Raw genomic sequence first — 12607 nt, forward strand, 5'->3', positions numbered from 1 at the left:
ACCCACCTGATGTTCGATACAACCCGTCACCGGCGTTTGCCGTGGCGGGTTTTTTTATCGGGAGACGCCGTTTTTCTTTATTTCACGGCGCTTGAGAATTAAGCACACTGAAATAATATCAAGGCTAATGAATGAGATTTATTCAGTTTGAAGTTTCATATGAAATATAAGGCTTCAGGATAGTTATAACAGGTATTTATTAGTGCAATTATGATTGCCAATGTGACAAATATGAGAAGGTGACTGTAACTAAGAATAATCTTAAAACAGCGATTGTCTCCTGCGGGTTCACAGAAATAACGCAGCAAAACAGGGCCTCTTTTTGTTGATGTTGTTAACTGACGCGGCAAGTTGTTGCATTGTCCTGTTATGCTGTTGGGTTTTTTGGGTTCTAAAATTAACAATCCTGATGAGCTATAGGATTTTTATTTCATTGGTAAAATAAAACATCATTTCATTAACATAACAAAATATTGCGTTTTATTTATCGCAAGAATAGTATTTCTCTTAATATTAAATGCCTGGTTTTATTTTTCCTGTTTGCGGTCTATTTCGCCATTCTGGTGCAATAAATCGAACGGGACCTGTTGTCGAGCGTTTAATATCCCGCTGATGGAACGCGCATATTCTTAACATGGAGAAACGGAAAGCAGAGTTGCTCAAACATACTGTTTCTGAGCTGTATCTGTCATAAAGATCTGTTAGCAATGAGATAAAAAATGAAAACCAAATTTTGTATTATGGCAACGATGGTTGGTGCTCTGGTATCCGGCGTTGTAATGGCAAGTCCCGCACAGCCTGCACGTTCCGCAGTGACCGTCAATCCGGGCTCAAATAGCGGTACGCAAGGTACGGGTGGTCAGGTCGAGTTCACCGGCTCCATTACCGACACCTCCTGTAATATTGAGAGCACCAGCGCCAATCAGGTCGTCGACCTGGGCAAGTGGGCGAGCAGTTACTTTGCTGGCGCCGGCTCTGAAACCACCAAAACCGCCTTCCATATTAAAGTCAAAGATTGCCCGACCTCGGTCACCAAAGTCTCGGTGCTGTTCGATGGCACCCGGGATACCAACAACAGCGACCTGCTGGCGGTGAACGGCGGCGCGCAGGGTGTAGCGATCAAACTGTACGAAGATGACAAATCCACGCCGATTAATCTCGGCACCGTCTCTCGTGACCAGAACGTGGTTGCCGGGACCAGCGGCGCCAGCACCGGTACGGCCGATCTGGAATTCTTTGCCGATTATATCTCCACCAGTGCGGTGACCGCCGGTGCGGCAAACGGAACCGCTAACTTCAATATGGTGTACAACTAAGAAAGCAATGAGCAGGAATACCTGCTCATTTTCTTTTTGTATTTTGGCTGTTTGTTGTGTTTTGCGGTTGTATTTAAACCGTTATTTGATGATTGTGATGATGAAATATACTCTGGCTGGCATCACCGCTGCTTTTATTCTGTTGGTCTCCACCACGGCTCAGGCCGGTATTGTGATGGGAGGGACGCGGGTTATTTATCCAGAAGGAAAGCGCGAAGCCTCACTGTCCGTGACGAATGCTGATACCCATTCACCTTATCTGGTGCAATCGTGGGTGGAAAACTATGCGGCAAAAGATACCAGCCCGGTGCCTTTTATCGTGACGCCGCCATTATTTCGCCTCGACCCTGAACAAGAAAACGTATTGCGAATTAATTTCATTGGCAAAACGCTGCCCCGCGATCGCGAATCGGTATTTTGGTTAAATGTGAAAAGTATTTCCCCGACGCAGCAAGGGGACAGCAATAAATTACAGGTCAATATTAAGTCGAAGTTTAAAATTTTCTATCGACCAAATGGCCTGGTGGGCGATCCGGCCAAAGCCTGGCAATCGTTGATTTTTAAAGTGATCGGTAACCGACTGGTGGCGCAGAACCCGACGCCATACTTTGTCTCCTTTTTTACGATTTCGGTGGGTGGCAAAGAGATCGAAGAACCGGGAATGATTGCCCCGTTAGCCAGCAAAACGTGGCCGGTTAGCGGTTCCGGAGTCGTGAAATGGCGCGCCATTAATGATTTTGGCGGGATTACGGATTACGCCCAGTAGTCATTTTTGCGCTTAGCATCGCCAGGTCAGCTATTGTGAAAAAAAAATCCTTTGTTACCGTTCACGGCGATGCTGTGAAGGCGTCCCCGTGTGGGGATGCCCGGTTCATCGCCAGCGTGCCGCCGCTGCTGTGTTTGTTGTGCCACAGCGCGGTGGTTTGGGCCGATGATTATTTCGACCCCGCGGCCCTCGAGTTTGCCAATCCGCAGCAAAAAATGGCGGACTTACACTATTTCGCCAAATCCGGCGGGCAGCAGCCCGGAACCTATCCGGTGAGTATCTGGGTCAACAATCAGGAAATCGGCCAGGGGTCGGTCACCTTTGTTGAAGACCACGGGGCCTTGCAACCGGTATTGACCCCGGCGCAGCTGGCAGATTTCGGGGTCAACGTCAGCGCTTTCTCATCCTTTAACACCTTGCATGAAGGTGAGACCTTCACCCGGATTGAACACTACATTCCGAATGCCAGCAGCCAGTTTGATTTTGCCACCCAGCGGCTGAATTTAAGCATTCCGCAGGCGGCGATGAACACCCAGAGTCGCGGCTATGTCGACCCGTCACGTTGGGATGAGGGCGTGCCGGCGGCGTTCGTCAACTATAACCTGACCGGGGCGCAGACCCGGCAGTCTGAAGAACAAAGCCGCTCCAGCTATCTGAATTTACGCAGCGGGGCTAATTTTGGCGCCTGGCGACTGCGCAATATCTCCTCAATGCAGTATGACCAGCATTACCGCTGGCATTCACAAAGTACCTATGTGCAGCGCGACGTGGCGCCGCTCAAAAGCCTGCTGCGCATGGGCGATACCTTCACGACCGGCGAAGTCTTCGATAGCGTGCCGTTTCGTGGCGTGCAACTGATGTCCGATGACGAAATGTTGCCGGACAGCCAGCGCGGCTTTGCCCCGGTGATCCGCGGGATGGCGCACAGCAACGCCAAAGTGACGGTATTGCAGCATGGTTATGTGATCTACGAAACCTTCGTCTCGCCGGGGGCCTTTGCGATTAAAGATCTCTACCCGACGGCACAAAGCGGCGACCTTGAAGTGCAGGTGAAAGAGAGCGATGGCTCGGTGCGCTCGTTTACCCAACCCTATTCCGCGGTGCCGTTTATGCTGCGTGAAGGGCGGGCCAAATTCAGCCTCAGCGGCGGGCGCTATCACTCCGACCAGAACGACGTTCGCTCACCGGAGTTTATTCAGGGCACGTTGTTCTATGGGCTGCCCGCGTCGGTCACCCTGTACGGCGGCACGCAGCTGGCGCAGGATTATCAGGCCTGGGCGATGGGTATCGGGCGCGGCTTTGGCGAACTGGGATCGCTCGGCGGCGACCTGACCTGGGCCAACACCGCCACGCCGTCGGATAAACATTTTGCCGGCCATTCGTTCCGCGTGCAGTACCAGAAAGATTTTGCCCGCACCGGAACCTCGTTCAGCCTCGCCAGCTATCGTTACTCTTCGAGCGGCTATTACGACTTCAGCGAAGCGAATGCGCTCGAAAGCCAGAGCCAGATGGTCGATAACAAACGCAGCCGGGAAGAGCTCTCGATTGCCCAGTCCTTTGGTACCGCCAGCAGTCTGGCGTTGTCCGCCTATTCGCAGGATTACTGGCACAGCAACAGCCGCGATGAAACGATACATCTCGGTTTCTATAGCGCCTGGAAAGGCATCTCCTGGGGCGTCGGCTACTACTACACCCAATCTTCCGACCGGGAGCGCGCGGACCGCTCCTGGTCATTAAACCTGAATATTCCACTCAGCGGCTGGCTGGCGGAAAGTTCGGTGAGCTACAGCACCACCTCCGACAACAATGGTCACTCCTCGCAGCAGGTTTCGATGTACGGCGTGATGCCGCACAGTCAGAACCTCTATTACTCGGTGCAGCAAGGCTACGCCAACGCCGGGCAGGGGAGTAACAGCAGCGCCGCGCTGGATTACCACGGCGGCTACGGCAGCGCCCAGCTGGGCTATCGCCATGACAGTGAAAGCAATCAGCTGACCTGGGGCGCTTCCGGTTCTATCGTGGCGCACCCCCATGGCGTCACGTTGGGGCAACCCGTCGGCGACAGCTTTGCCATCGTGCGGGCACCTGGCGCTGCGGATGTGGCGATTCAGAACGGCAGCAACGTCCATACCGACGGGCGTGGTTATGCGGTCGTGCCGACGTTAACGGTCTATCGCAAAAACACCATCACCCTGGATACCGAATCGATGACCAACGACACCGATGTCGAATTACAGGGACAGACGGTGATCCCCGGCGGTGGCGCGGTGGTGATGGCGAACTACCAGACGCACATCGGCAATCGCGTGCTGTTCACCCTGCGCAATCACGACGGGGCGATCCCGTTTGGCGCCAGCGTCCAGCTGCGCCAGGAGCAGGACGACACGGGCGCGGCGCCGCAGGGGATGGTCGCCGATAGCGGCCAGGTGTACCTCAGCGGTATCCCGGATGAAGGCACGCTTGAGGCGAGCTGGACCCAGGACAACCTCGCGCGGAAATGCACCCTGCATTTCCATCTTTCCAGTGAGCAACAGCAGAACAGCGTAAAAACCTTCAGCGGTTTTTGCCAGTGAGTTGAGGAGTAGCAGCCATGCATCGCGGCCTTCGAATAATGCAGTTTGTGTTCCTGCTGATGGCGGGGATTTACAGCCACTATGGCTGGAGTGAGAGCTGCAGCGGCAGCGTCGGGCAGATGACCATTAACGTGCCGAATATTCGCTATCTGCCCACTATGCCCGCCAACACGCAGATGACCAACGCCATGGCGGATAACGGTAGCGGCATTCATTTTGTCTGCGATCTGCAACTGCCCACCGCGGTCTGGAAACAGATTGTCTATCGGCAAAACAGCACCGGGACGCCGCTGGTGATTAACGGCCAGCATGTCTATCCCACGGCGCTCAGCGGTATCGGTTATTCGCTGGGATTCCAGTGCAGCGGCGGCCCGGTGCGCTACATCGACGGCAGCAATGCGCCAGCCGGCAGCGAGTCCATGACGGTCTGCGACAGTTCACAACTGTCGGCGTTGCTGAACCAACGCGAAACCGTGGTCAAAGCCTATATTACTTTTTACAAAACCGGCGATGTGGCGCTGGTGAGCGGCAACCATGCCAGCGTCCCGGCGCAGCCGCAGGTCGGTAATTTAACCATCGAGAAGCAGGACGTCAGCGGCGGGAGCCACACCGCCAGCGCGCCGGTGAGTATCGACCTTGGCGCGCTCAACGTTGACATTGGCTCCAGCGGCAGCTGCCAGGTGACCCGCCCGACCATCAACGTGAATCTGGGGACCGTGAATAAAGCGGCGTTCAAAGGCCAGACCACCACCGCCGGAACGGCGCAGACCTTCAGTATTCCGGTCTATTGCACCACCCCGACCGATATCCGCATTGGCTTTTTTGGCGTCACCGCCGACCCCAGTCTCAACGATACCCTGGCGCTGGCAAAGGTTGACGGGGCTGCCAGCGGCGTCGGCATCAAACTGAGCTACGGCAATAATCCGGCGCCGGCGCCCTCTGCCGGGACCGCGGTAAAAATCAATGAGTCCAGCAACCTGCCGGTGCTCAAACATATGCCTGCCAGCAATGCCGCCGGCGCGGAGAACATCAATTACACCGCCCAGTACGTGCAGACCAGCACTGTCGTCACCCCCGGACGGGCGAACGGCCAGGTCACTTTCGCGATCGAATATAACTAAATAATGTCATGGTCAATCCAGTGTCAGTCCTTGCAGCTGAGGGGACATTGCTACAGACCAGTACGGAGGTGCACGCAGGCTTGAAAAAACTTCGGTCAGACGCTTTGTCGTAAATATCGAAAAAGAGTATGCAATAGTTCTATTTTTCTCAGGTAGGGATGGTTTTCTCGGACTTATTCTTAGGTAACCATTTCTGCGCATCTTATTTCGAAATGGCAATAATAAATATGATTGAATTGTCCAGCCAGTTATTCAGTCAGGAGACGGCCATCACTCTAAAAAGATGGACAGTACAAAGCAACTTCGCACCATTCGCACCCCAGCCGCACTTTGAATTTCCATCAGAAAATTTTCCAGCAGATTCTGTATCTGCAGCAAGAACTTTAGTCAGAACACATCCGTCACCTGCAACGGTATGAAGCTCTTTAACTTATCTTCGGTTGGTCAAATGAAGAAAAGCGCGTGTATGGTAGTTTCTGGCATCCACCATAAGACATCAGAGAATGTATCCCAATGACATGCCTGACCTTTTTTAAACTGGCTACAGTAGTACCCGGCCGACATAACTAATGTCAGCAGCTTGTAGTCCGTACCGAACTGAATATGCACTTTTGTCTACCGAACGATAATGTATAGCTGACATCGCCATCCCCGCTTTCACTGATATTTCAGGATGTTATGTTGAATATGAAAACATCGTCCTGTGTTGATATAGCAGGCTATTTAAACGCGCACTTGCTCACTAATTTTTGATTCGTTTTCTTAAACGACGATGTTCACCTAAACCTGGCTACGGAGATAAGGAAGAAGTCGCTGTTCTTCTAAAAAATGAAACGCTCAATGATATAATTTCTTTAAATATCAATTTGTTACTTTGTGTTGTCGGGTTTTTGTATCCGAGGCTACTGATTTTTTGTGAACTAATACACAAATATAAACAACTACTATTGCGTGGTTGACGTTGCCGGATTAACGTTTGAGCAGGTTGAACATAGTTGTACATAGACAAGTATACCTGTCATTGTTCTGAACTCTGAAACAATGATCGTCATTATGAGGCCAAGCGATATGTCTTTAAATTCCAGACTTGAACCCGAGCTCATCATCCTGAATGAGCCCCCCCAGGACAGAAACAACCTGTTCGGATTTGTTAGTAACATATTGCTTTCAAATGGGTTTGTTGAGTCAAGCTATCCGGGCGCATTGATTGCCAGGGAAGAGGATCATCCGACGGCAATGCAACTGGAAAGGATGGGGGTCGCTATCCCTCATGTCGATACCGAGCATATTAGGGAAGAGAAACTGGTGGTAGTCACGTGCCCTGAGGGGATCGTGTTTAATCAGGCAGAGGACCCGGACTCTACCATGAAGGTGAATGTTATTTTCTTTTTACTGCTGAAGGAAAAAGATGCACATCTCGAATTCCTGATGAAGCTAATTTCGCTTTTTCAGCGCAGCAATGAAATGGATCAGATCCTTTGGGCGAAATCAAAGGATGATGTTATGGAGCTTCTGGCAAAAAATCTGTATTAAATCGTCTTAATCATTTGTTCTTATTACCTCGTTATTCTTATTACTATATCTGGAGTCTGAAATGAACAAGAAAATTATCTTCGCCTGTACCAGCGGTATTGCGACATCTGCGGTAGCAACTGAAAAAGTGGTTCAGTACTGCAAAAGCCAGGGCATTAACGTTGAACCCATACAGTCCAATATTGGCACCATTGGCAAACAAGATGGTATGGCTGATTTAATTATCGTGACATCAGCAGTTAAGACGGAACTGAAGACCCCGGTCCTGAATGGCCTTCCTTTGCTGACCGGATTTGGCGAAGAAGAATTACTGGAAAAAATCGTAGCCATCCTTAAACAGTAAAGGTGAGCATGATGGATAAAGTATTTTCCGCCGTCCAGTATATTCTGGGGCTTGGTCCGACAGTCATGTTGCCAATAATTATATTTATCATGGCAATGTGTCTTCAGACCGGTTTTAGCCGGGCATTACGCTCGGCGCTGACCATCGGCATGGGCTTCATCGGTATTTTTCTGGTTTTCGGATTACTGGTCGACAGTCTGGGGCCGGCAGCCAAAGAAATGGTCAGCCACACCGGGATCGATTTACCGGTTGTTGACCTGGGCTGGACTCCGTTGGCAGCGATCGCATGGGCTTCTCAGGTTGCACCATTCGTTGTACCAATGACTATTGGTATTAACGTTTTGATGCTGACCCTGAACTGGACCAAAACGGTCGATATCGATGTCTGGAACTTTTGGCATTTCTCGATGGTTGGCGCGATGGTTTATGGGGTGACCGGTAGCTTCTTCTTTGGCCTGCTTATTGCCGGCGTCACAGCAGCTATTACGTTCGTGATGGCTGACTGGTGTGCACCGATGATTCAGAAGTATTTTAATTTGCCGGGCATTTCACTACCAACACTGTCATCGGTGATTTTCTTTCCGATTGGCGTGCTGGGGAATATGGTGCTCGATAAAATCCCGGGTATTAACAAACTTAACGCCGATCCGGATCAGATCCAGAAACGCTTTGGCGTCTTTGGCGAGCCGATGATGTTAGGGGTGATTCTGGGGGCAGGTATTGGCCTGCTGGCAGAATATGATGTAAAAGGTGTCCTTAATCTGGCAATGAGCCTCGGTGCAGTAATGTTGATTATGCCCCGTATGGTTAAGTTGCTTATGGAAGGCCTGCTACCGTTGTCAGATGCAGTGCGTAGTTTTCTTAAGAAACGTTACCCTGACCGTCATGACTTGTATATCGGGCTTGATATTGCAGTGGCCGTCGGGCATCCGTCAGTACTCTCAACCGCGCTGCTGCTGATTCCGGTAGGGGTATTGCTGGCGGTAGTTCTACCGGGTAACCGATTGTTGCCACTGGGTGACCTCGCGAATATTTGGGTACCGATTTCTATGGTGGTGCTAGCCTGTCGCGGGAATATTGTCAGGGCGTTTATTATTGGCATCCCATGCCTGGCGGTAAACCTGTATGTTGCATCGGCAGCCGCGCCAATCCTGACCAAAATTGCCCGGGATATGAATTTCCCGATGAAAACGGATGGTGAAATCTCCAGTCTGCTGGATGGCGGTAACCCATATCGTTTCTGGGCGGTCAAAATCTTCGAAGGGAATACCATTGCCTTGGTACTCATTCCCGTTATTTTCCTGCTGTGCTTGTGGTTATATCGTGTTACTAAAAAACAGCTGAAAGCAGAGGAAGTGGCAGAAAATGAAGCATCTTCTGACGGCATTCCGGTAACAAAATAAACCTGCCTATTCTGAAGCAGAGGGAACCTGCTTCAGAATGAAAACAAACGATGTCCCTTGCAAATAAAAGGGGAGAGTGATGTATACGATCGGAATCGATGTTGGTACGACAAATTGTAAGGTGTGTTTGTTTCAAATTCCTTCTCTCGAATTAGTTAATCAGTACAGTTTCAGAACACCAAAAATTGTTGATGGAGAAAATACTGATTTTGATGTTCGTCTTATCTGGGAAGGTGTATTACACGGCCTTAAAACAATAACAAACACCCTGAATACAACAGAAGAGATCAGTGCAGTTGCGGTTGCCAGTGTAGGTGAGGCAGGCGTGTTGCTTGATGAAAGTGACAATGTAGTTGGGCCTACATTAACCTGGTATGACACCCGGCCAAAACGGCAACTGGAAAAAATTATTTCAGCAATGGATATTGAACATATCTATGAAATAACTGGTATTCCTGCACATTCAAATTACAGTATCAATAAGATTAAGTGGCTGCAGGATAATGTCAGCAGTGCCCTGGACGGTCGTAAATGGCTATGCCTGGCGGAATATATTGCCTTCAAATTATCAGGTGTGAAACGTTCGGAATATTCCCTGGCATCAAGAACGATGGCATTAAATATCTCCGAGATGAACTGGGATGAACAGCTCATTAATGCAGCTGAACTTTCATCTTCTTTATTCAGTCCGCTAGTCCATGCCGGGGTGGCAATTGGCACGGTCACGTCTGAGGTTTCTGATCTGATTGGGTTGTCGACGAAAACCCGTGTAGCCATCGCCGGGCATGATCATATGTGTGGTTCCGTGGCTGTCGGTTTAACCAGTGAAGACCAGATTCTGAATTCCACAGGAACGACAGAGGGATTACTGGTTGTGACCGAAGCGGTCAATAACACCGGCCGTTTCTTCCGTGCCCGGGTGTCTAATGGTGTGCATGTGCTTCCGGGGCTTCATTCCCTGTATGCCTCACTACCTTCTGCCGGATATGCCATTGAATGGTTCAAAAACCTCTTCGAACTCGATATGCCTGCCTTCCTGAGAATGGTGGAAACGCTACGCAACGAGCAGGACATGGCTATGGCTGGCGCACTTGACGGTATTTTTATTCCTCATTTGCGTGGCAGCGGTCCTCCGGACAGAAACACCTGGTCTCGGGCATTAATTTACGGTCTTGATGATAAATCACGACCTGAAGATGTGCTGCGTTTTGTGTTTCAGGGGCTGTGTTTTGAACTCCGAAACCTGCTCGATCTATACGAAACTCTGACCGGAAAAAATTATCACGTCGTGAATGTTATTGGGGCTGCCTGCAAGAATCCATACTGGTTGCAGCTTAAGGCTAACATTCTTAACCGGGAAATTGTGGCCTGTAATGTCAATGAGGCCGTCAGTAAAGGGGCGGCCATACTGGCAGCTAAAGCTGCAGGTGTGGAAGTGGAGTGCCTGTCATGGGCTGGTGAGGAACAGGCCCGACGTTATCTGCCGGAAAGTGATGCGGTGGCCCACTATCAGACAATTTACACCCAGGTTTACAAGCCGCTTTATGAATCCAAGATGCTTACTGAGCGTCTCTGTAATGGAGTTAACTAATGAAAGCCAGCGTTTACTACAGTAAAAATGATATCCGATATGAAGATGTCGATGTACCAGAAATTGGTGACGGCGATATGCTCATTAAAATGCATTCCTGCGGCCTGTGTGGAACAGACATTCATAAAGCGCAACACCAGACAGTTACCGGCCCGGTGATCCTCGGTCATGAAGTATCGGGTGAAGTGGTGAAAGTTGGCAAAGATGTCACACGCTACCGCGTTGGAGAGCGCGTGGTGACCGCTATTCATGTTCCCTGCTTTAACTGTCATTACTGTGACAGGGGCTTTTTTACACTGTGCGACCAGTTCAAGAAAACGAATCTGGAACCCGGTGGATTCAGCGAGTTTATTCGTATTCCGCGCCAACACGTTGAACACCTGACTCACCGGATTATCGACAGTCTTGACTGGGATCGTGCGGCGATGATTGAGCCTGTCGCGTGCTGTTTGCATGGGCTGAAATCTTCCAATATCCATCCAAAAGATACTGTTCTGGTTTTGGGCTCAGGCACGATAGGCCTTGTCAGCGCACAACTGGCAGCGTTGAAAGGCGCCTCTACCGTCATTGTTTCCGACCTTTCTCGTTTCAAACGTGAACTGGCGCTAAAGGTGGGGGTAACTCATGCGATCGACCCGGCAAACGAAGATGTTGAAGCCCGTGTGGCAGAAATTACTCAGGGAAAAGGTCCGGATGTGGTGATCATCGCTGCTGGGGTGTCTTCTCTGGTTTCTCAGGCAGTCGATGTAGTACGCCGTGGGGGAAGAATTGTCGTGTTCTCACCATTTGATAAGAATCCGGTCGTCGAGATTGATGCCGGCAGGTTGTTCCGGGATGAAATTTCAATCGTTGGTACCTATTCGCTGACACCTTACGACATGAAAGAAGCGATTGAGATTGTGGAAAAAGACAAAATCAATACGAAGGATATGATCACCCATACCTGGCCGCTTTCACGTATACCTGAAGCGATTGAGTTTGCTTCCAATCCTAATAATGACGTGCTGAAAGTCATTATTAAAGCAGACGCATGACAGGTGTGCCCCCGCGATCATATGCGGGGGCACCCATAGAATGGGAGGCATAGTCGTACCAGTATATTTATGTTGGGTTGAAACTGTGAAGTCGGTCATGTAGTTAAATTTTAAAAAACGCTGTATTATCAGTAGTTGTTCATACTTGTATACAGACGATCTACACAGGAGAAACACCACATGAGTACCATACTGCAAGACTCTGAAATTCCATTGTATATGCAGGTTTCTGAATGGATCCGCGGAAAAATTTATAAGGGTGAGCTGGGTAAGGGGGATCGGATCCCATCCGAAAATCAGATCATGGAAATACTTCAGGTCAGTCGGGGCACGGTAAAGAAAGGTGTCACTATGCTGGTAAATGAAGGTTTACTGGTTCAGGTACAGGGAAAGGGGACATTCGTTAAGAAAGAAAATATCTCCTACTCTCTGGGCGAAGGATTGCTCTCGTTCGCAGAATCGCTCGAAAGCCAACATTTATCTTTTACAACCGAGGTCATTGACTCGTACATAGAGAAGGCCTCAAAAGGCGTGGCAGCTAAACTACAAATAGAGCCAGGTACCCCTATTTTCTATCTTAAACGGATCCGTAGCGTGGATGGGGAAAGGGTTATGTTAATTGAAAACAGGATCAATATTTCGCTGTGCCCAGCAATAACTGATGTTGATTTCAATAAACAAAACCTGTTTGAGACTGTCGAGGCTATGACGGGCCGAAAAATTGAATATTCTGAAAGTCGCTACGCAGCAAAAATAGTGGGTAGCGAAAGAGGACACTATCTGGAAGTGAATGAAGAAGCACCAGTTCTTCATCTGGAACAGCTTGTTTTCCTTGATAATCACATGCCATTTGATTTCGGAAATGTCTGGTTAAAATCAGATAAATATTATTTAGGTACTGTACTTCAACGAAGAAAGAGGTAAATA

Annotated in this window: 10 protein-coding genes; all 10 read left to right on the forward strand. The window is 49.7% G+C overall.

Features of this window, described 5'->3' with window-relative positions:
* The first annotated feature begins 719 nt into the window (after nucleotides 1-719).
* The 10 genes from HF679_RS24280 to HF679_RS24325 all read left to right on the forward strand — a co-directional run bounded on the left by HF679_RS24280 (nucleotide 720) and on the right by HF679_RS24325 (nucleotide 12604).
* The gene (locus HF679_RS24280; protein ID WP_123756836.1) at nucleotides 720-1316 is read left to right on the forward strand and encodes a fimbrial protein; all 597 of its coding nucleotides are present in this window, start codon (nucleotides 720-722) and stop codon (nucleotides 1314-1316) included.
* A gap of 97 nt (nucleotides 1317-1413) precedes the next feature.
* Nucleotides 1414-2082 carry a molecular chaperone gene (locus HF679_RS24285; protein ID WP_187043085.1) on the forward strand — a complete coding sequence of 223 codons (669 nt, stop codon included), beginning with the start codon at nucleotides 1414-1416 and terminating at the stop codon, nucleotides 2080-2082.
* A 107-nt stretch (nucleotides 2083-2189) separates the two neighbouring features.
* On the forward strand, nucleotides 2190-4655 hold the full coding sequence (locus tag HF679_RS24290; RefSeq protein WP_227540145.1) for a fimbria/pilus outer membrane usher protein: 2466 nt from the start codon (nucleotides 2190-2192) through the stop codon (nucleotides 4653-4655).
* A 17-nt stretch (nucleotides 4656-4672) separates the two neighbouring features.
* On the forward strand, nucleotides 4673-5776 hold the full coding sequence (locus tag HF679_RS24295; RefSeq protein ID WP_154145252.1) for a fimbrial protein: 1104 nt from the start codon (nucleotides 4673-4675) through the stop codon (nucleotides 5774-5776).
* A 1068-nt stretch (nucleotides 5777-6844) separates the two neighbouring features.
* Nucleotides 6845-7309 (forward strand): PTS sugar transporter subunit IIA, encoded by a 465-nt coding sequence (locus HF679_RS24300; RefSeq protein ID WP_187042456.1) that lies wholly within the window; start codon nucleotides 6845-6847, stop codon nucleotides 7307-7309.
* 61 nt (nucleotides 7310-7370) lie between these two features.
* On the forward strand, nucleotides 7371-7652 hold the full coding sequence (locus HF679_RS24305) for a PTS sugar transporter subunit IIB (protein ID WP_064372026.1): 282 nt from the start codon (nucleotides 7371-7373) through the stop codon (nucleotides 7650-7652).
* Between the two features lie 8 nt (nucleotides 7653-7660).
* A complete protein-coding gene (locus HF679_RS24310) occupies nucleotides 7661-9055 on the forward strand; it encodes a PTS galactitol transporter subunit IIC (RefSeq protein WP_410003351.1) in 1395 nt (464 codons plus the stop codon).
* A gap of 79 nt (nucleotides 9056-9134) precedes the next feature.
* Entirely contained in the window at nucleotides 9135-10646 is a 1512-nt protein-coding gene (locus HF679_RS24315) for an FGGY-family carbohydrate kinase (protein WP_187042457.1), read from the forward strand.
* Entirely contained in the window at nucleotides 10646-11680 is a 1035-nt protein-coding gene (locus HF679_RS24320; RefSeq protein ID WP_187042458.1) for a zinc-dependent dehydrogenase, read from the forward strand. The genes HF679_RS24315 and HF679_RS24320 overlap by 1 nt, the downstream gene beginning before the upstream one ends.
* A 180-nt stretch (nucleotides 11681-11860) precedes the next feature.
* On the forward strand, nucleotides 11861-12604 hold the full coding sequence (locus tag HF679_RS24325) for a GntR family transcriptional regulator (RefSeq protein ID WP_187042459.1): 744 nt from the start codon (nucleotides 11861-11863) through the stop codon (nucleotides 12602-12604).
* The last annotated feature ends 3 nt before the right edge of the window (nucleotides 12605-12607 follow it).

The organism is Enterobacter sp. JUb54 (assembly GCF_014298075.1).
Lineage (GTDB): Bacteria > Pseudomonadota > Gammaproteobacteria > Enterobacterales > Enterobacteriaceae > Klebsiella > Klebsiella lignicola.